This is a genomic window from Chryseobacterium sp. Mn2064 (genome assembly GCF_049319685.1).
Classification (GTDB): domain Bacteria; phylum Bacteroidota; class Bacteroidia; order Flavobacteriales; family Weeksellaceae; genus Chryseobacterium.
In genome coordinates this window covers 128,213-147,977 of the sequence record NZ_JBMOUE010000006.1, presented here as the reverse complement: position 1 = coordinate 147,977, position 19,765 = coordinate 128,213, and the positions used below count along the sequence as shown (strand labels likewise).

The window sequence follows — 19,765 nt, the reverse complement described above, 5'->3', positions numbered from 1 at the left end:
TATTTATCACAAAAATAGAACTTTTTAACACGATAAACAAAAAAAATTGTTATAATTTTGTAGTTCAATATTTTATGGGGTGAGCGAGAACTGTTTTCATTGTGGTCAAGGTATCGAAAAAGAGAGAATTTTATTTGACGAAAAGACTTTCTGTTGTAATGGATGTAAATCTGTTTATGAGATTCTGAATTTAAATAATTTAAGTAATTTTTACGAACTGAATAAAGGAGCCGGAATTCGTCCTGGTGATGAGAATTCTACTCAGTTTGATTATTTGGACACACCGGAGATCTTTGAAAAAGTTACAGATTTCTCGGAAGGAAACACCAGTCTTGTTACGTTTAAAATTCCTGTAATTCACTGTTCTTCTTGCATCTGGCTATTGGAAAGCCTTCATACGTTGAATGAACATATCAAATATTCTCAGGTTAACTTCACCAGAAAGACCTTACAGGTTTCATTCAATCATAACGATCTAAAATTAAGCGAACTAGCTAATTTTTTAACCAACCTGGGTTACAAACCTGTCATCAGTCTTGAAACTGCTGAAAAAAATGTTGATCATCTGGATAAATCACTTCTTGTAAAATTTGCCATTGCAGGTTTTGCTTTTGGAAACGGAATGTTTCTGGCATTCCCGGAGTATGTAGGAGGTGAAGATTACTGGATGGAACATTATAAAGGGCTCTTCAGAACATTGATGTTCCTATTAGCCTGCCCTGTTGTTTTCTACTCTGCTTCAGACTATTATAAATCTGCATGGTACGGTTTAAAAAATAAAATTGTTAATATTGATGTTCCTATTGTACTGGGAATATTCGTTCTTTTCGGAAGAAGTATCTATGAGGTAGTTACAGATTACGGTCCGGGATACTTTGATACACTTTGCGGGCTTCTTTTCTTCATGCTGATGGGGAAAATATTCCAGAAAAGAACATACAGTGCCCTTTCTTATGACAGAGACTACAAATCATTCTACCCTATTGCTGTTACGAAAGTAGATTTTGAAGGAAAACAGGACAACATTCTTCTTTCGGAAGTAAAAGTAGGTGACAGAATCTTAGTAAGAAACCAGGAAATCATCCCGGTAGATGCCATTTTGATTAACGGAGAAGGAAATATCGACAACAGTTTCATCACTGGAGAAAGTGAAAGCATCAGCAAACAGCCTGGTGATAAAATATTTGCAGGAGGAAAACAGATTGGCTCTTCTTTGGAACTGGAAGTGATCAAGGATGTTGACCAGAGCTACCTCACCCAGTTATGGAATAAAGAAGCGTTTAAGAAACACGAAACGGGGCTTGACACCCTTACCAACAACATCAGTAAATATTTCACCTTCATTATTTTAGGCATTGCAGTAGCTTCTGCAATCTACTGGTCATTTATCGATCTTGAGAAAATGTTCCAGGTTATTTCCGCCATTTTGATCATTGCCTGCCCATGTGCGCTTGCATTGTCTGCACCATTTACTTTCGGGCACATTATGAGGATTTTAGGTCGAAATAAGTTCTACGTAAAAGATACTTTAACGATTGAAAAAATCGCTAAACTGGATACGATTGTTTTTGATAAAACAGGGACTATTACCCACCGAAAAAAATCCAATATCAAATACGAAGGAGCAGAAATTAACGAATTTGATTTACTGAATATCAAAACGTTATTAAAAAACTCAAACCACCCGCTTTCAAAATCGTTATATGAATTCATTGAAGTAAGTGATGATTATTACCCAGTGGAGAAATTCGTAGAGACTTCCGGAAAGGGATACGAAGCTCAGGTAAGAGGTAATCTTTACAAAATCGGTTCCGCACGTTACAACAACCAGGAACCTAAAAATCTTGAAACAGCCGTTTACATCAGTAAAAATGATCAGTTTGTAGGAAAATTCATCTTTAAAAATGAATATCGTCCGAAACTGAAAGAGCTTTTCAACAAAATTTCCAACTACAAAGTTTTCATTCTGAGTGGAGACAATTCTTCGGAAGAAAACCAGCTTAAAGAGCTTATTCCAAACTATAAAGGAATGGCCTTCAACCAAAGCCCGGAAGACAAACTGAATTACATTAAAAACCTTCAGGATCAGCACATGAGAGTCGCCATGCTTGGTGACGGACTGAATGATGCAGGAGCGTTAAAACAGAGTAATGTAGGTATTGCCATTGCAGACGACACCAACAGTTTTACGCCATCTTCTGACGTGATTATGAATGGAGAAAAGGTAGTGACTCTGGACAATTATCTGAATGTTTGTAAGGGTTCTATCACTATTGTGAAAATGACATTTATAATCAGTTTTCTTTACAACATCATCGGGTTAAGTTACGCTGTTACAGGACATATGCATCCTCTTTTTGCTGCGATCATCATGCCAGCGAGTTCAATTACCGTGGTAACCTTTACGACAGTTTCAACCTGGATTTTGGGACGTAAATATTTCAAAAAACAAGCTTAAACGCCCTTATTTAGACTGATTTTAAATTAGCTGAAATCGGCATTTCGTGATGAATGTCATTATTTTTCACTAAATTTGAACCCCGAAAATAGGTTAATTTTGTTGTCCAATGGATATTCTATATTTAATGATCCTCTGCAGTGTTTCTTTAGCTGCGATTTTCTTGGTCGTATTTATAGTGTATGCCCGAAAAGGACAGTTTGAAGATGATGAATCTCCTGCTGTCAGAATCCTTTTTGATGATGGAAAAATCAAAGAAAAAGATGAAAGCGGCGACAAAACTAAAGACGAAAAAGAAATAGGAGAAAATAATAAAAATTGAGAAAAATAGTGAATAGTTGATATGGAAACACAAAAGTTTAGTTATGACAATAGTATTGTCCGTGCGTTCCTTTATGCGACCTTAGTTTTCGGTCTCATAGGATTTACGTTCGGGCTTACGGCGGCATTAATGCTTTTCTACCCGGAATTACCTGAATTCTTCTTCGGGACAGATGATACAACCATTAAAAGTTTGGCATCTGGTAATATTCAAGGGTTAATAAACACTCATGGTGCATTTGGTTTTGGTAGAATCAGAATGTTGCACACCAATACAGTAATCTTTGCATTCGTTTGTAACATCGTTTACACGGGTATTTATTACTCATTACAAAGATTATTAAAAACAAGAATGTACAGTGATACATTATCTTGGTTACATTTCTGGACTTGGCAGTTTATGATCGTTGCTACGTTCGTTACATTCTTTATGGGGATCAATACCTCTAAAGAATATGCTGAACACGAGTGGCCGATCGACATATTGATTGCTTTCTCATGGATCATTTTCGGGATCAATATGTTCCTGACTATTTCAAAAAGAAGAGTGAGACACCTTTATGTAGCAATTTGGTTCTACATCGGTACTTGGATTGCGGTAGCAATGCTTCACATCTTCAACAACCTTGAAGTACCTTTATCTTTCACAGGCTGGAAATCTTATTCAGCATATGCAGGGGTAAAAGATGCAATTGTACAGTGGTGGTACGGGCACAATGCGGTAGCATTCGTATTGACAACACCGGTTCTTGGTTTAATGTATTACTTCCTTCCGAAGGCTGCAGACAGACCGGTATTCTCTTATAAACTGTCTATTATTCACTTCTGGTCATTAATTTTCGTATATATCTGGGCTGGTCCTCACCACCTTCAGTATACAGCTCTTCCAGCTTGGGCTCAGGCGGTAGGAACAGGTTTCTCTATCATGCTTATTGCACCATCTTGGGGAGGTATGTTAAATGGTCTTCTTACACTAAGAGGAGCTTGGGATAAAGTAAGAGAAAATCCTATCCTTAAGTTCTTCGTAGTAGCTGTTACTTGTTATGGTATGGCAACGTTTGAAGGTCCGCTTTTAGCAACTAAAAACATCAACAAAATTGGTCACTTTACAGACTGGGTTATCGGTCACGTACACTTAGGAGCTCTTGGATGGAATGGTTTCATGGCATTCGGGGTTATCTATTACCTAATACCAATTATGTGGAGAACAAAACTTTGGTCTGTAAAATTAGCTAACTGGCACTTCTGGTTAGGAACTCTAGGAATTATTTTCTATGCAGTACCAATGTATATTTCAGGATTCACACAAGGATTAATGTGGAAGCAGTTCAACCCAGACGGAACCCTATTATGGAAAAACTGGTTGGATACTGTAACAGCTATTATCCCTTACTTCAAAATGAGATTCGTAGGAGGTTTATTCTATATCTCAGGAGCAATCCTAATGATTGTAAACGTAATCGCTACAGTAAGAAAAGGATCATTCCAAAAAGAAGTTCCTGCTGAGGCTCCTGCGTTGGCAAACATCAGTAAAAACAGAAAAGAAGGAGAAGGTACTCACCTTTGGCTGGAAAGAACTCCGGTATTACTAGGTATTTTATCTTTCTTCACCATTTCAATCGGTAGTTCCATTGAAATTATCCCTACACTATCTCTTAAGAAAAGTGTACCTACCATTTCTGCGGTAAAACCTTATTCACCGCTTGAACTTGAAGGTAGAGATATCTATATCCGTGAAGGATGTAACGCTTGTCACTCTCAAATGGTAAGACCGTTCAGAGATGAGATCGTAAGATTCAACGGTAAAAACGGACAATACTCTAAAGCTGGAGAATTCGTATATGACAGACCATTCCTATGGGGTTCTAAGAGAACAGGACCGGATTTACATAGAGAAGGAGGCAAAAACCCAAGTTCTTGGCACTACAAGCACATGTATAACCCAAGATCTACTTCTGCAGGTTCTATCATGCCACGTTACCCTTGGTTGATCGCTACTGATTTAGACAGAACTAAAATGGTAGACAAAATGAAGTTGATGAAGAATGTATTTGATGTACCTTACACTAAGGCTCAAATTGATTCTGCAGACAAATGGGCAAACAACCAGTCAGCGAAAATTGTAAAAGATATCTTCTCTGAAGCAAATGACTTGAAAGAGGCATATGCTAAAAAACCTCAGGGAGAACTAGAGAAAAAAGAAATTGTAGCTCTTATTTCTTATCTTCAGAGACTGGGAACTGATATCAAGACAACTGAAATCAAAACAGCAAGTAATAACTAAAAACATTAAAAGGTTCATATGATTCCTCAGAACTTTAAAGATATATTATCCAATACAGAAAATGCTGGTCTCTACCAGACCCTGGCTCTAATTTTCTTTATGCTGTTCTTCGTAGCTCTAGTGATCTATGTTTTTAGCAGACCTAAAAAATATTACAAAGAGGAAGAAGAAGCACCACTTGGGGATGATGAAGATGACAATTTTAATTTAAAAAATTAAACTATTTTTATGAAACAAAGAACACCTGTTATCGTAAACATCTTAATAATAATAGGACTTTTAATAGTTTTTTATTATTTATTTGTACAGAGCTACGCGTTCCTAGGTTCGCCTTACTTCTGGGGAACAGTTGTGATCGCTGGTATCTTAGCTTACATTCACAGTGCTATTGGAGATTTGATTGAAAACAACAAATTCAAAAAATTATCTCCGGAAGAAAAAGCAGCGTATTTGGCTGAAAAGAAAGTTCCTTTCTTAAAAAGAATGTATGATGCAGCATTCAAAAAGCAATCTGAAACTGAGGAGAAAGATATCCTTATCGACCACGGTTTCGACGGAATTATGGAGTTGGATAACCAATTACCGAAATGGTGGGTAGGTTTATTCTATTTTGGGACTGCTTTTTGTATTGTATATATCGCAGCGTTCTCTTTCACAGATTTCGCTCACCCGCTAAGCGAATATGATAAAGAATATAAAGAACAACTTGCAAGTATCGACAAGTATATGAAAGAACAACCTCCTGTAACTATTGAGTCAGCTAAATATTCTGCTGATAATATCGCTGCAGGTGAAGAGATCTTCAAAACAACTTGTATTTCTTGTCACTCTGAAGGAGGAAGAGGAGGTATCGGACCAAACCTTACCGATAACTACTGGCACAACCAACCTGAGAAAACATTGTTCAAAAACGTATTCCACGTTGTAGAAAATGGTGTAGCAGGAACTGCAATGCAGGCTTGGGGTAAAAATGGGGTTTTAACAGGAGCTGATATCCAAAATGTAGCAGCATATGTTTACCACATCAACCAGGAACAGAAACCAATTACTCCGGCTCAGGGAGGTGCTCCACCATATGGTGAAGAAGCTCACTGGGAAAAAGAATAATTTAAAATTAGAAAATATATGAAAAAAACATAATTTGTTATTACCTTAAAAATAGTAACGAATTATGTTTTTTCTTTTTTAAAACCTATACAGATATGTCAGACATAGAAGAAATAGAAGTACGCGGTGGACAGGGACAGGTTCTGGACCCTGAGACTTACAGAGATTCTATTGGGACAATGGAGCAATCCGGAAAAAGAAGATGGGTGTTTCCAAGAAAACCAAAAGGGAAATACACCAACTACAGAAACATTGTAAGCTACCTTCTACTCATTATTTACTTTTCATTACCGTTCATCAAAATCAATGGTAACCCGTTATTATTATTCAATGTAATAGACAGAGAATTTTTCATCTTTGGGCAGCCATTCTATCCACAAGACTTTTTTATCCTTACTTTAGGAGCTATTGCATCCTTAATCTTTATTATCGTTTTTACGATTGCATTCGGAAGAATTTTCTGCGGGTGGATTTGCCCTCAGACAATTTTTATGGAATCGATCTTCCGTAAAATCGAATATTTGATTGAAGGAGACAGAAATAAGCAAATGAAGCTGGACAGACAGGAGTGGAACAGTGAAAAGATCTGGAAAAGAAGCTTAAAATGGACTGTTTACATTGTCATTTCATTGATCATTACTCACTTTATGTTCATGTATATTGTGGGGTATGAAGAAGTATTTAAAATTGTTTCCGAAGGACCATTTACCCATCCTACCAATTTTATCGTAATGATTCTTCTTACCGGAGCATTCTATTTTGTATTTGCATGGTTCAGAGAGCAGGTTTGTACATTAGTTTGTCCTTACGGTAGACTTCAGGGAGTATTGATAGACAAAGATACCATCAACGTATTTTACGATTTCAAAAGAGGAGAAGGAAGATCCAAATGGAGAAAAGGAGAAGATAGAAAAGCAGCAGGAAAAGGAGACTGTATCGACTGTCATCAATGTGTAGTCGTATGTCCAACAGGAATTGACATCAGAGACGGCCAACAGCTTGAATGTATCAACTGTACCGCTTGTATTGATGCCTGTGATGAAGTGATGGAAAAAGTAGGTCTTCCAAAAGGATTGGTAAGATATGCTTCCGAGAACGAAATTGAACAGCAAACACCATTTAAGTTTACGGGAAGAATGAAAGGATTCTCTATATTCTTACTGCTTCTTGTAGGATTCCTTGGGTACTTGTTATACAGCCGTGGTGAAATGGAAGCTAAATTCATTAAACCAGCCGGAAGTACATTCTTTGTGAGAGATAATAAGATTATCAATACTTATAACTATACCTTCCTGAATAAAACCAACGAAAAGAAAATTGTTACCATTAAGGTAATCAGCCCTTCTCACGGTGAGATCACATATAGTGCATCAAGCAAAATTCAGGTAGACAGAGATAAAATTTCAAAGGGAACCATCAATATCAGCTTCCCTGAAGATGAAATGAAACTCTCTAAACAAAATATTACTATTGGTGTTTACGATATGAAAGGCAAACTGATAGATTCTTATCAAACCTATTTCGAAGGACCATTTAAACTACAATTTTAATTTAATAAGATGAAGAACTTTAGTTGGGGACACGGCGTTGTAATTGCATTATTAGCATTTATAGTTTTTATATTATCCATGATGTTTCTTTTCCCGAACGGACAGAAAAACTCGGAAATGGTTACCGACAATTATTATGAAGAAGAGCTGAAGTATCAGGATGTAATTGATGCTAAAAAGAAAGCCGATGATCTTCAGGAGAAACCTGTTTACAGCCAGGATAAAAACGGAATAAAAATCACTTTTCCAAAAGAGTACGATAACTCTAATACTACGGTAAAATTTGTTTTGAACAGAACCGACGATCAGAATTTAGATATTAAAAAATCTGTACAGCTTGATGCCTCAAAGTCATTTGTAATCCCTTCTCAGATACTGAAAGTTGGAAATTACACACTAAGACTTACATGGACAAAAGACAAAACAGACTATAGAATGGATTATGATGTGATATGGAAATAGGACTTGTTATATCGGCTATTGCTTTAGGCTTTGCTTCCGGCTTTCACTGTATCGGAATGTGTGGTCCTATTGCTTTATCGATGGGATTAACAAAAAAACAGGCTGCCAATTTCTATCTTCAAAATCTTACCTACCAATTTGGCAGAATTTTCACTTATGCCTTATTGGGTGGCATTTTGGGGATCATAGGACAAGGGTTTGAAATGGCAGGATTTCAGCAGTATTTGACCATTACAGCAGGGATTCTATTGATCATTATGGCAGTTTTTTCTTTTGGTGGAAAAGATTTTGCCTCAAAGATTCCATTTTTGTCTAAGTTTCTTTACAGTGTAAAAATGAATTTAGGAAAGTTACTTCAGAAAGCGGATTACCGTTCCAGATTCACAACAGGCCTACTGAATGGTTTTCTACCATGCGGAATGGTTTATATGGCTCTTACCGCCAGTCTCGCAGGAGGAGGAGTATGGCAGGGAGCTTTATACATGGCATTATTTGGTTTGGGAACCTTACCATTCATGTTTGCCATTGTTTTGGCTGGAAATCTAATGAATCAGGCTTTCAGAGTAAAAGTTTTGAAAGCAGTTCCAGTGATTATGATCATTCTGGGTGGATTATTTATTTTAAGAGGAATGGAGCTTGGAATACCCTATGTTTCTCCAAAAGCTGAAGCAATGACAATCTCTAAGGATAATCAAGGCGGTTCTATGAACCATTCCAATAATAACTGTCATTAGAAGCTCACTATAGAATATTGAATTTCAACAATTATGACAATTGTTTGTAATAGTTAATCGCTTTTTGTTTAAGTTCACTGGTTGACCACTCTTCCCACTCTCCTGTATAGGGATCGTAGCCACATTTTAACGGTTTAGAAACGTCAAGGGAATCTGCATTCATTTCAGATCGCTCGGTAAAAGCACGGCAGTCTGTACATATATACCGGAATTCACAGTCTTTGCAAACGGCAATTTTATCTTTTGTAACCTCCCAATATTGTTTGAAATTCTTTTCCTGAAGAGCTTCATTTAAGGTTATATCTTTTATATTACCAAAGCTTTCAGGCATTGCAGGACAGTTTTTTATATTCCCATGGATGTCGATTGCCATTTTCTTATTAAGGCAGGAATTGTGATTTCTAGCTTCTAAAAACTTGGGAAGATTGGTTTGAAAATGATTAGAAGATATTCCCCCACAAAAACTAAAATTGGTATATTTTTTTTGAGAGAAAGTGACTTCACAGTATTTCTTCTTTGATCTCATATTCATTTTAGGAGGACAATTAAACAAAAACAAAGAAGTAAGTCTTTTAAATTTCAGACTGATGTCCGCAATAAGATTTTCAGAGATACGATTCGAGTACTGAGAAATGATTTCAACTGAATGAATAATAGTATGATCAAAAAGCAATCTTATTTCTTCAAAATCTTCCGGCTCTAAACCTTCATAGCACACCAATGCAACAAATTTACAGCCAAGTTTTTCAACCTGAGGAATTGTATTTCTCAGAGAAGCCAATTCATTTTTTTTAAATTCAATAATTAGATTTGATACTCTATCCGGGTTTTGATACCGTAAGTCTAAGTCGACAAACATATCAAATTCTTCTCCTGTACAGTAAAAGCCGTATTCTTCCAGAACTAGAAACTCCAGATATTCATCTATTACTGCCTTATTTTCTTTACCATATTCTTTATAAATGGAACCAAGACTCTCTTTTTGATTCAGTCTTTCTATAATTTCTGTTAAAGAATTGGGGATAAAATCCGACTTTTCGCGCTGTATGTCACTGATAATAGATTGGGTATACCCTTTTGTAACAATACAGTTGGTAAAGACTCTAAAATAATCGTGCTTCATTTTTCAATTCTTAAAATAGGCTTGTAGAAGGTAGTAACATCTAATTTTCGGGTATGGTAATGACTTGATGTAATTTTTCGTTCGGAAGTTTTACTTGCTTTTATCTGCTTAAATTCCAGCTCTTGAAAGATTAGAGGGAGTTCGCTATGACTGGCCTCAATTTCTTTTATAATATCGTCAAGTTTATTTTTCTGTTTCATAGTCGCTATTCAAATGTAACGCAATTTCTTTCTCTAAGTGATAATTACAGGGATAAGATACCATATCAAATTGTCCAACCGGATTCACTTCTAAAAAATAAAACTGATGATCTGTAGAGTACATGAGATCAATAGATCCACTTTCTAAAGAAACCCTTTTCATAAGCTGATCAATCATATTTTCAATAGATTCCGGGAGTTTAAAAGGAACCGTTCTATTCGGCAAATCATTATTATATCTCCTAAAATCGACTTGGGTTTTAAGGTCTCCCTGTGAGAGTATTGCCATACTCCAGCATTTCCCAAGAAGATAAAAAGTCCTTATCTCGAACTTCTTTTCAATATATTCCTGAATTAAAGAAGTACTGAAACTTTTTATACGATCCTTTTGCAGGATTTTTGTATAAGAATCTATTTTTATATCGTCAATACCTCCTACAAAACTCGGCGTAATGGGCTTCGTGATGGCTTTCTTATATTTTTTGTCCTTCAGTACCTTATTATCTATATAAAATTCCGGGATCTTCAGTCCGACCTCCTTAGCAATATCATTGACAATCAATTTATTGACATTCGCTTTACTAAAGGAATTAATCTGTCTTTTTTTTGATAATTTATATTGAAGATATTCATGTAAAACGCCCTTATTATGAGACAAATAGGAATTAAATTTGGAGATTCCCAATTTTTCGAAGTTCCCTATAGAAATAAAACCTCTTCTATACCAGACGGCCTGTATGTCATCTACATCAACAGTGATATTTGTAAGCTTGATCCATGTTTTTGAATCTACAACCGACATTTCACATTCGTCTGTATCATTGATTCTTATCCAGTTTATTTGAAATGAATCCAGCCAATCAATAACGATATTGGTTGACATATCATGTTCGTCCGAAATTATTAGTATCATATATAAAAAAGACTACCAAAATGGTAGTCAATTAATTTTAAAGTGATTATCTTAACACCCTGACCAGCACTCAGTACCTAGTAAATGTCCATCCTCGTCGTAAGTATATAAAACAGAGTCAGCACCTCCAGTTGAACGTGTTGTCTGGCGGATAACTCTTTTACCTCCAGCAATGCTTTTCATTGATTCTCTTGAAATTTTTTTGTTTTTGATTTCAGCTTGGAAACCCGATAGTGATTTTAAATTTTTCATAGTAATTTTTATTATTTAGAATAAGCCATTAAGAAAATTAAATATTTCAACAAATTCATTACAATCATGCAGCCGCGACAATTACATTAATCGCAAATTAAATACAGTTTGAATAAATAATACTCAACACTTATTCCGTTTCTTTTTCAAATGTATAAATAAATTCTACAAACCAATACAATTTAACAAAATTTAACATTTTGATTATGAATAATTTATTGAATAAAAATCAATAAAATTGAATAAAAAATAAAATATTAAAAAAAATATTAACTCATTACTTCAAAATAAATAAAAATAATTCCATATCTATACAACGTAAGTAAAACACTTTTTAGTGTCTTAAAGTAATTTTTAAGTCAAAAAAAACTCAATTTTCTTGAAAAATTAACGAAAAAACTTCTCTCAGAAACTTAAAAATCCTATCCAAAAAACCAAAATTATGATGGTTCAATTAGAAAAAGATCATTTTCTACACAGGTAACGTATCAGAACTACAATTTTACATACTTATCCGTCAGAAAGTATATCTTTGCTTTTTTATCAGAATGAGAACCGTGAAGAATACTATTGTCTTATTATTAATAAGCCTTTTTATACTGCAATCATGCAGCATCAATTCAGAAATCATCTATCATAAAGATTCTTCCTCTACTTCCGTCACAGATATCGATACAAGGGAATTCATGGCTGAAATGATGGCTATGACACCAGATTCGTTGCAACAGAAAGAGTTTGGTGAAATAGAAAAAATCCCAACAACATGGACGAGCATGTATGATCTTGCTAAGAAAGAGGGAAAATTAAAGACAGAAAATCCTGATTCTGTAAAGATTATGCAGAAGATCTTTATGAAATCAACCAAAGACGGGAATAAACTGGCAGGCTTTTCTTTTAAACTGGAAAATTTCAACCCTGAAGATTATCTGCTTCTGAAAAATTTTACAAAAACGGAAAAAATTCCTTTAGATCAGAATATTTATAACCATTGGGACGGGAAAACCCTCACGATTGATACAGACAATTTTAATCTTAAAAGCATTGAAGAAGCCATCCGCGCCAAAACCTCAAAAGAAGAGGCTGAAAAAATGGCTGGTATGATGATGATGTTTTTTAAAAATATTGGTACTACTGTAAGGTTTGAAAACACTATAAAATCAATTTCCGGAAAGCATGATTGGGTGAAGCAGATCGATGATCATACCATAAGGATAGATTACGACCTGAAAGCCATTTATAATCAAGATACAAAGCTAAAAAAAGCTGATAAAAAGGTTATCATTGTTACAGAATAAAAAAGTAAACCCCATCGGAATCCGATGGGGTTTTATAATAGCTAAATTGATATTCAAATTAGTTGATAACTTCGAATCTCGCGTATTCTGCAATTTTCTTAGGAAGTTTGATTCCTTCCGCTGTTTGATTATTCTCAAGCAAAGCTGCAATAATTCTTGGTAATGCCATAGCAGAACCATTTAATGTATGAACCAATTGGGATTTACCATCTCCTTTGTAACGGCACTTTAATCTATTAGCCTGGAAGGTCTCAAAGTTTGATACAGAACTTACTTCTAACCACATTTCCTGAGCAGCGCTCCATACTTCAAAATCATACGTCATTGCAGATGCAAAACCAGTATCCCCTCCACAAAGTCTCAATACTCTGAATGGAAGCTCAAGATCTGTAAGAATCTCCTTGATATGCTCTACCATTTCTTCTAAAACAGCGTAAGAGTTTTCTGGCTTCTCAATTCTTACGATTTCCACTTTTTCAAACTGGTGAAGACGGTTCAATCCTCTTACGTGAGCACCATAGCTTCCCGCTTCTCTTCTGTAGCATTGAGAAAAAGCAGTATTTTTAATCGGAAGATCTTTTTCATCCAACAATACATCACGGTAAAGGTTGGTAACAGGAACTTCAGCAGTAGGGATCAGATATAATTTATCTTCGTTGATATAATACATTTGCCCTTCTTTGTCAGGTAATTGTCCTGTTCCGAATCCTGATGCTTCATTCACAACGTGAGGAGGGTTTACTTCCGTATATCCTTTCTCTACGTTTTTATCTAAGAAATACTGAACCAAAGCTCTCTGAAGCCTTGCTCCTTTTCCTAAATAAACAGGGAACCCGGCACCGGCAATCTTCACTCCTAGTTCAAAATCGATCAGGTTATATTTTTTTGCCAGCTCCCAGTGAGGAATTGCTCCTTCACCAAGACCTTCTACAGGATGAGACTGGAAGATAATCTCGTTGTCATCCGCAGAAGCACCGCTTTTTACCAATTCGTTTGGAATGTTTGGAAGTTGATACAGAATATTCAGTAAATCATTTTCTTTAACTTCCAGTTGAGATTTCAATTCTGAACTCGACTCTTTGTACTGTGCTGTTTTAGATTTTGCAGATTCCGCTTCTTCTTTCTTTCCTTCTTTCATCAAAAGTCCAATTTCTTTGGAGATTTTGTTGATCTCGGAAAGCTGGGAATCTAGCTCAAACTGGATTCTTTTTCTTTCGTCGTCAGCAGCGATTGCTTCGTCTACCAACTCAAGATTTTTGAATTGTCTTTTCTTAAGACCTTCTAAAACGCGTTCCTTATTGTCGCGTAAAAAATTGACTTGTAACATTTTATTTAGATGTTAAATATTAGAAAGTTAGCTTCATATAAGCCAACAATTATACAAATTTAAAATTATTTTATGATAGTAACGTTATTTATCGAATTTGGTTGATCTGCTCCTTTGGTAAATACAGCAGTTCCGTCATACAATACTTTCGAAACCTGAAATAAAGTAGGAGTATTACGATACTGAATTTCCAGTGTACCGGTAACATTATCACTTGCGTTAGTACTTTTTACAAAAGTAATCTGCATTCTGGAAAAATAAGAGGTTCCTGTCCCGGGATTATCAGGGCTGATGGAGTCCATTCTTATTCTTTTGGCACCACCAATATATTCCATATAAAACAAGGAGTCTGCTGTTACTTTCAAAGGAATCGAAACCGGAGATACATCTTTAGTTCCAAACAAATCGTTGACTGAATAGCTTGTAAAAGAACCTTTTTTCTTAGCGTTTAACAAATCCTGGCCAGCACTGTCTTTCATATAAATGTTCATGATCTGATCAATTCTCTGTAAAGAATCGTCCTCACTTTTGCAACTGATAACTGCAAAAAACACAATAAGTAACCCCCAAAAATATCTCATCATGCTACAAAGGTAAAATATTAATCTTTAGACCGCTTCTATTTCTCAAAATATTTCTGATACCACAATTCAAAAGTGACCAATTGCCAGATTTTCACCCAGTCGTACTCATGTTCCTGATGTTTCCACCATTCGTCAATAGTTTGGGAGTTGAAAAAATCTCTCTTTTTTAAACTTTCTAAATTTAACGTGATAAAATCTCTGACTCTTTTTTCATTCTTAAGAAAGTGATGAACGGGAAATGAAAAGCCTTTTTTCGGCATATTTAAAATTTCCGAAGGAAGGTATTTTTCTGCCGTTTTTCTCAGCAAGGGTTTGTTTTCAACTCCGTTAAATCTTATATTTTCAGGCAAAGCAGCCACATAATCAATAAGTTTATTGCTTAAATAAGGGTAACGGAACTCTACTCCGTACTTCATGGCGCTCAGATCATCCCTGAACACGTGATGTGAAGACAGCGAATATTTCATATCATATTCAAAATATCCTGTATAACTTTTGGTTTCTGAAGTATGATAAAGGGAAAGATCTGTAGTAATTTGGTTATAAATTTCAGGTTTCAGAACATCTTTCACCTGGAGTGACATCATACTGATTTGGCTCTGACGGAAAAAATCAAACATATTATCTTGTGAAAAATAGTTTTTAACTCTCAGAGAAAATGAATCTTTTGTAAAAATAAGAGGTTTTAAAAAGTTAAAGTTTCTCATCAGAAGCCATCTTTTCAATTTTAAAGTATGAGAATATCCGGCAAAAAGTTCATCGGCTCCATTTCCACTTAACACGACTTTAAATTCATGATCCTGCGCAAATTTTGCGGCATTAATGAGTACTTCAAAGCTGCTGTAAGGTTCTTCAAAATGTTGAATATTTTCTTTCAGATTTTCTAACGCTTCACCATCATTTACTTCTTTTATCTGGTGTTTTACTCCAAAATGTCTGGCTGCTAAAGAGGCTTTTTCAACTTCTTCTTCCGAAAAAGGATAAGATATAGTGTATGTATTTACATTTTCGCTAAACGGAGTGGCTTTTGCAGTAATAAGGGTAGAATCTATCCCTCCGCTCATCATAACGGCTACAGGAACGTCCGCATAAAGCTGTTCTGATATGCTCTCTGCTAATAATTCATCAATTTTTTTGACGGCATCTTCTTCAGAGATACTTTCCTTACTTTCTTCAGGCAGATTCCAGAATTTTTCCTTTGCTATTGTATGATCTTTTAAGTCAATCGTCATAAAAGACGCTGGTTCCAGCGAAAATATATTCTGAAAACAAGTATAAGGAGATAATGTTGTCTGAAAAAGGAAATTGGTATAAATGCCGTTCCAATTAATCTCCGGTTTTACCCATTCATTTTTAAGAATGCCTTTTATTTCGGAAGCCCAAACCAATCCTGCATCGCTTTGATGGTAGAAAAGAGGCTTCATCCCTACTCTATCTCTGCTTAAAATAATTTTCTGTTGAGCAAGATCCACAATGCAAATAGCAAACATACCATCTAACTTGGCAAATACAGAACTTCCCCATTCCTGATAGGCTTTTAGAATGACTTCGGTATCGGAATTACCTCGAAAAGAATATCCTAATGCTTCAAGATCCTTTCTTATATTTCGGAAATTATAAATTTCTCCATTGAAAGTAATAATGATTTTCTCGTTTTCTGAGAGCATCGGCTGGTGCCCCTTTTCAGAAAGTTCAACAATCGATAGTCTTCTGAATCCCAGAGCAATTTCTGTATCTTCGTCTTTTATCACAGGAAATTGTTCTTTAATCTTGCGAGTAGAATCCTTCCCAGAAAAAGAATCACCATTATTTTTGTTGTAAAGCCAGAATCCTTCATCATCCGGGCCACGGTGCTTGAGGGAATGATTCATTTCCATAATATTTTTGGAAGAAATACTTTTATGAAATGAATAATAACCGCTGATTCCGCACATAATAAAAATTAATAGAACTGTAAAAATAAGGAATATCTTTTTTGATAAAAAGATTTTTCACATCCATGGAGAAATCGTTCTTAATAAAGACATGTGAAACAAAATAATTTTCACAACACTCAACTTCGAATAAATGGGTTACTTCTTTAAAAACTTAGATTTCAGAAGTTCTATTTCTTCTTTTGAAACCATAAAATCTTTTAAATGAAAAGCTGTAGAGCGATAAAACTTATAAAATAAGAGAAAAGCTGAAACCAGGTAAGAGGAAGTAGTAGCAAGACATGTCCCTAAAATTCCCCATCGAGGTATGGCAATAAAAGAGAAAACAACAGTAACAATAAGGCCTACGATTGATTTTACATTAAGAATTCTCAGTTCCCGAACTCCTGAAAAATAATGCCCAACCATATCACTTACTGCAATGGCAAAAATGCCGGGAGACAGAAGAAGCATAATTTCTTTGGTATCCCTGAATTCTTTCCCGAAGATTATTTCATACACCTGCGATGGAATAATAATGATTCCCAATACAAAACCTATCATCAGAAAAAAAGTCAGCTTGAGTGAAGATTTTGTTTTTTCCACGGATTCCTCCTTGCTTTTGCTATTGACTACATCGGAATATAAAACAACGGCAATACTTCGGGTAATTGTCCAAATGGCTTCTGAAAAAGTAACGCCAATGGAAAAAATCCCTACGCTGGCTATACCTTCAAAATGTTCAAGAAAGTAAAAAGAAAGTCTATAATTAAGAAACTGGATAAAGGCACTTAGCTGAGTTTTCCAGCCGTATTCAAACATGTTAATGGCTACTTCTTTAGAAAAGGAGATCTCAGAAATAGTACATTTTTTAATAATCTGAAAAAAACTTGTTATAAAAAGCAGGGCAAGGCAAGCGATCTGAGCAAGAAAATATACTGAAACATCTTTTTGCTTAAATACATACACCAATAACCCTATAAAAATAATATGGACAAGCTGCTGTAAAACGGTATAAAGATTAAACCTTTTAATATCCTGTGTTCCAATGAATAAACTCACATTGGTAGACAGGAGGGACGAAAAAACAGAAATACCAATAAGGTAGACCAGATATTCCCCTTGAATGGATGCCCAACTGAATAAAAAAGGAACCAAAAGACCAATGAAAAGTGACCAAAGATAGGAATAGAGTACTATTTTTTCAATTTTAAATCTTGAAGCAAAGTAAGAAGTACTGCTTCCAGAAAAAATATTGCTGAAAAAGCTTACTGCCGCTGCATTTGCTATCACAATAGAGATCGTTCCCTTCCCTTCACTTCCCCACATATTAGTCGTATAGATCACCAACCCGAAACTTAAGATCAGGATGAGAAAACGTGAAATGAAAGTTTTAATAATAGTAAGCTGCATTTATTTATCAATAGATCTATTTACAAAACCAATAAAGAAGTTCCTGATGAGAGTCCAATTGTACCTTTCTTTAAATTCTGTGATGGCATTAATGGCATGAGAACGGTATAATTCCGGATTTCTTGTGTAGTTGATCACTATTTCAGCAATATGATCTGCATTTCTGGGATCCACAAGATTTACAAATGAGAGTTTTCCCATATGCTCTCTTATTCCCTTCAAATCGGAATATACAACAGGTTTGCCTACTCCCATAAAGTAAAACAGTTTTATCGGCAATGAATGATTGTTCTCAAAGTTGATTTCCCGGAGATCAAAGCAAAGATCTGCATCTGCAAAAACTTCTGTAAATTTTTCAAAAGAAGTAGGTTTTCTGATATCAATCTCTGCAAAGGTATTTTCATTGAGTAATTTTGAAAAATACACTTCATCGCTTTTCTCTTTTGTGGAACCTACAATAATGACTTTTATTTTAAGTTCAGGAGATTTTTCATGGATTTTACGAATAGCGTTGAAAAAATTTCCAATCCCTTTATCCTTTGAAATTTGTCCCGTGTAACAGAGAGAAATAGTTCCGGGTTCGAGGGGCTTTATATTTTCTTTTATATAAACCGGATCCGGATAGTAAGGAAGAATCATTTGTTTTTTTAAGCCAAATAGGTAAGCCAATGGAAATTTCTTGGTAGATTCACCAAAAATAAAGTGAGTACTTAAAAAACCTGCATATATCTGAATCAGTGAGAATTTTATTGCCTGAAAAATTTTATTTGGAAAACGATATTCTTTCATCATTGACATGGAAGGATACCATTCTGTAATATCATAGATACAACTGATTTTTTTCTCTTTCACAAAGTCCTTCACAGCCACTACAGCCAAAGGTTCGGAACAAATGATACAATCGGGCAGAAAATTCATACAAACGTCCTGAAACGTCTCCGTTTTCTTTTGTATACTTTCTTCCAGTACCGCGTAAGATTCTATCTTTATGCCTTCAATAGCTCCTTTATAATCTTCGTACAGGCTGCAAATTTTCACTTCATACCCGGAGTTTTTAAGAGCCTTCGCCTGATGATGGAAAATCCGGTCATCATTATAATTGTGGGAAGTGGTTAAAAAAAGTACTTTAGGCATTAGCTTTCATTCGAGTCTTTACAAAGATACATTAAAACAAAAAAGTGGAAAACAGGTTTCCACTTTATGATGTACAAGCTTTATCAGCTCATTAGTATTTATTTTATAGAAGCCGCCCAGCTCTTATCTAAAGGAAGAAGGAAGTGACTCAAGAAGTCCAGATATGTATTTTTGGAAAAGTCAAAAACCTGAATATCTCTGGAGATTTCTCCGTTTCTCAATTTTGTTTTGAAGTCGATCAGTTTCAACGTTTTTACGTCTCCGTTTTCTACGAAGCTTGCCTTCATTCTGTCGAAAAGTCCCAGTTGGTACTCTTCATCAATTTCTCTCATTATTTTTCCTAAAGCATCAATGCTGCATCCTGAAGCCATTTCTTTTTCTTCATCTACACAAACCACAATAAACTGGTTCTTTTCGATTTTAAAAGAGGAAGAAAGAGGTTTCCCATGAGCTGCCCACGTTGCAAGGAAGTCAAATAGTTTTTCTGTGATTGCTTTTGCTTCTTTAGTTTCGAAAGGTCTTGAAGCAGGATATATAATGACTCTGTAGTCGCTGGTTTCTACAATATTAGATTCTTCGATTTTCATAATGTAATTATTTATTTACCAAGGAAATATACAATCATTTCTTTCTTCGAGATAGGATCCGGGAGTTTCTTGATGATGATTGTACGACCTTATATTTTAAGAAACAAA

The 19,765-nt window shown here is 35.2% G+C and carries 18 protein-coding genes; 9 read left to right on the top strand and 9 right to left on the bottom strand.

The features are described 5' to 3' along the window. The first annotated feature begins 79 nt into the window (after positions 1-79). The 8 genes from ACL9RH_RS20295 to ACL9RH_RS20260 all read left to right on the top strand — a co-directional run bounded on the left by ACL9RH_RS20295 (position 80) and on the right by ACL9RH_RS20260 (position 8,916). Entirely contained in the window at positions 80-2,458 is a 2,379-nt protein-coding gene (locus ACL9RH_RS20295) for a heavy metal translocating P-type ATPase (RefSeq protein WP_422695155.1), read from the top strand. Between the two features lie 109 nt (positions 2,459-2,567). Next, positions 2,568-2,780, top strand: a complete 213-nt coding sequence (gene ccoS, locus ACL9RH_RS20290) for a cbb3-type cytochrome oxidase assembly protein CcoS (RefSeq protein WP_422695154.1) — start codon at positions 2,568-2,570, stop codon at positions 2,778-2,780. A gap of 21 nt (positions 2,781-2,801) precedes the next feature. Beyond that, complete coding sequence (gene ccoN, locus ACL9RH_RS20285) at positions 2,802-5,063, top strand: cytochrome-c oxidase, cbb3-type subunit I (protein WP_422695153.1); 2,262 nt, start codon at positions 2,802-2,804, stop codon at positions 5,061-5,063. A gap of 18 nt (positions 5,064-5,081) precedes the next feature. Beyond that, positions 5,082-5,282, top strand: a complete 201-nt coding sequence (locus ACL9RH_RS20280) for a cbb3-type cytochrome oxidase subunit 3 (RefSeq protein WP_422695152.1) — start codon at positions 5,082-5,084, stop codon at positions 5,280-5,282. Between the two features lie 9 nt (positions 5,283-5,291). Next, entirely contained in the window at positions 5,292-6,170 is an 879-nt protein-coding gene (locus ACL9RH_RS20275; RefSeq protein WP_422695151.1) for a c-type cytochrome, read from the top strand. A 95-nt stretch (positions 6,171-6,265) separates the two neighbouring features. Next, a complete protein-coding gene (gene ccoG, locus ACL9RH_RS20270; protein ID WP_422695149.1) occupies positions 6,266-7,720 on the top strand; it encodes a cytochrome c oxidase accessory protein CcoG in 1,455 nt (484 codons plus the stop codon). Positions 7,721-7,729: 9 nt separating this feature from the next. Further along, the gene (locus ACL9RH_RS20265; RefSeq protein ID WP_422695148.1) at positions 7,730-8,182 is read left to right on the top strand and encodes a FixH family protein; all 453 of its coding nucleotides are present in this window, start codon (positions 7,730-7,732) and stop codon (positions 8,180-8,182) included. Continuing rightward, positions 8,173-8,916: a sulfite exporter TauE/SafE family protein gene (locus tag ACL9RH_RS20260; RefSeq protein WP_422695147.1), complete on the top strand. Its 744-nt coding sequence runs from the start codon at positions 8,173-8,175 to the stop codon at positions 8,914-8,916. The genes ACL9RH_RS20265 and ACL9RH_RS20260 overlap by 10 nt, the downstream gene beginning before the upstream one ends. 31 nt (positions 8,917-8,947) lie before the next feature. Here ACL9RH_RS20260 and gwsS read toward each other — a convergent pair whose 3' ends face one another. The 3 genes from gwsS to ACL9RH_RS20245 form a co-directional block, all read right to left on the bottom strand. Beyond that, entirely contained in the window at positions 8,948-10,039 is a 1,092-nt protein-coding gene (gene gwsS / locus ACL9RH_RS20255; RefSeq protein WP_422695146.1) for a grasp-with-spasm system SPASM domain peptide maturase, read from the bottom strand. Between the two features lie 183 nt (positions 10,040-10,222). After that, complete coding sequence (gene gwsG, locus ACL9RH_RS20250) at positions 10,223-11,152, bottom strand: grasp-with-spasm system ATP-grasp peptide maturase (protein WP_422695145.1); 930 nt, start codon at positions 11,150-11,152, stop codon at positions 10,223-10,225. A gap of 51 nt (positions 11,153-11,203) precedes the next feature. Further along, positions 11,204-11,404, bottom strand: coding sequence for a hypothetical protein (locus tag ACL9RH_RS20245; RefSeq protein WP_422695144.1), 201 nt, complete (start codon positions 11,402-11,404; stop codon positions 11,204-11,206). A gap of 557 nt (positions 11,405-11,961) precedes the next feature. On the opposite strand from ACL9RH_RS20245, the gene ACL9RH_RS20240 reads away from it, so the two are divergent. Then, positions 11,962-12,699 carry a hypothetical protein gene (locus ACL9RH_RS20240; protein ID WP_422695143.1) on the top strand — a complete coding sequence of 246 codons (738 nt, stop codon included), beginning with the start codon at positions 11,962-11,964 and terminating at the stop codon, positions 12,697-12,699. A gap of 58 nt (positions 12,700-12,757) precedes the next feature. Here the strand turns inward: ACL9RH_RS20240 and serS are convergent, their stop codons facing one another. The 6 genes from serS to ACL9RH_RS20210 form a co-directional block, all read right to left on the bottom strand. Then, positions 12,758-14,026: a serine--tRNA ligase gene (serS, locus tag ACL9RH_RS20235; RefSeq protein ID WP_422695142.1), complete on the bottom strand. Its 1,269-nt coding sequence runs from the start codon at positions 14,024-14,026 to the stop codon at positions 12,758-12,760. Between the two features lie 65 nt (positions 14,027-14,091). Then, a complete protein-coding gene (locus ACL9RH_RS20230) occupies positions 14,092-14,610 on the bottom strand; it encodes a hypothetical protein (RefSeq protein WP_422695141.1) in 519 nt (172 codons plus the stop codon). Positions 14,611-14,645: 35 nt separating this feature from the next. Further along, a complete protein-coding gene (asnB, locus tag ACL9RH_RS20225; protein WP_422695140.1) occupies positions 14,646-16,544 on the bottom strand; it encodes an asparagine synthase (glutamine-hydrolyzing) in 1,899 nt (632 codons plus the stop codon). Between the two features lie 138 nt (positions 16,545-16,682). Continuing rightward, complete coding sequence (locus ACL9RH_RS20220) at positions 16,683-17,936, bottom strand: polysaccharide biosynthesis C-terminal domain-containing protein (RefSeq protein WP_422695139.1); 1,254 nt, start codon at positions 17,934-17,936, stop codon at positions 16,683-16,685. After that, positions 17,937-19,070 (bottom strand): glycosyltransferase, encoded by a 1,134-nt coding sequence (locus ACL9RH_RS20215; RefSeq protein ID WP_422695138.1) that lies wholly within the window; start codon positions 19,068-19,070, stop codon positions 17,937-17,939. It abuts the gene before it with no gap. 98 nt (positions 19,071-19,168) lie between these two features. Further along, the gene (locus ACL9RH_RS20210) at positions 19,169-19,657 is read right to left on the bottom strand and encodes a hypothetical protein (RefSeq protein WP_422695137.1); all 489 of its coding nucleotides are present in this window, start codon (positions 19,655-19,657) and stop codon (positions 19,169-19,171) included. Between the last annotated feature and the right edge of the window lie 108 nt (positions 19,658-19,765).

Bases quoted from the DNA above. Each gene is read 5' to 3' on its own strand.
- ccoS (WP_422695154.1), top strand. From the start codon at position 2,568: ATGGATATTCTATATTTAATGATCCTCTGCAGTGTTTCTTTAGCTGCG.
- ccoN (WP_422695153.1), top strand. From the start codon at position 2,802: ATGGAAACACAAAAGTTTAGTTATGACAATAGTATTGTCCGTGCGTTC.
- ACL9RH_RS20280 (WP_422695152.1), top strand. From the start codon at position 5,082: ATGATTCCTCAGAACTTTAAAGATATATTATCCAATACAGAAAATGCT.
- ACL9RH_RS20275 (WP_422695151.1), top strand. From the start codon at position 5,292: ATGAAACAAAGAACACCTGTTATCGTAAACATCTTAATAATAATAGGA.
- ccoG (WP_422695149.1), top strand. From the start codon at position 6,266: ATGTCAGACATAGAAGAAATAGAAGTACGCGGTGGACAGGGACAGGTT.
- ACL9RH_RS20265 (WP_422695148.1), top strand. From the start codon at position 7,730: ATGAAGAACTTTAGTTGGGGACACGGCGTTGTAATTGCATTATTAGCA.
- ACL9RH_RS20260 (WP_422695147.1), top strand. From the start codon at position 8,173: ATGGAAATAGGACTTGTTATATCGGCTATTGCTTTAGGCTTTGCTTCC.
- gwsS (WP_422695146.1), bottom strand. From the start codon at position 10,039: ATGAAGCACGATTATTTTAGAGTCTTTACCAACTGTATTGTTACAAAA.
- gwsG (WP_422695145.1), bottom strand. From the start codon at position 11,152: ATGATACTAATAATTTCGGACGAACATGATATGTCAACCAATATCGTT.
- ACL9RH_RS20245 (WP_422695144.1), bottom strand. From the start codon at position 11,404: ATGAAAAATTTAAAATCACTATCGGGTTTCCAAGCTGAAATCAAAAAC.
- serS (WP_422695142.1), bottom strand. From the start codon at position 14,026: ATGTTACAAGTCAATTTTTTACGCGACAATAAGGAACGCGTTTTAGAA.
- ACL9RH_RS20230 (WP_422695141.1), bottom strand. From the start codon at position 14,610: ATGATGAGATATTTTTGGGGGTTACTTATTGTGTTTTTTGCAGTTATC.
- asnB (WP_422695140.1), bottom strand. From the start codon at position 16,544: ATGTGCGGAATCAGCGGTTATTATTCATTTCATAAAAGTATTTCTTCC.
- ACL9RH_RS20220 (WP_422695139.1), bottom strand. From the start codon at position 17,936: ATGCAGCTTACTATTATTAAAACTTTCATTTCACGTTTTCTCATCCTG.
- ACL9RH_RS20215 (WP_422695138.1), bottom strand. From the start codon at position 19,070: ATGCCTAAAGTACTTTTTTTAACCACTTCCCACAATTATAATGATGAC.
- ACL9RH_RS20210 (WP_422695137.1), bottom strand. From the start codon at position 19,657: ATGAAAATCGAAGAATCTAATATTGTAGAAACCAGCGACTACAGAGTC.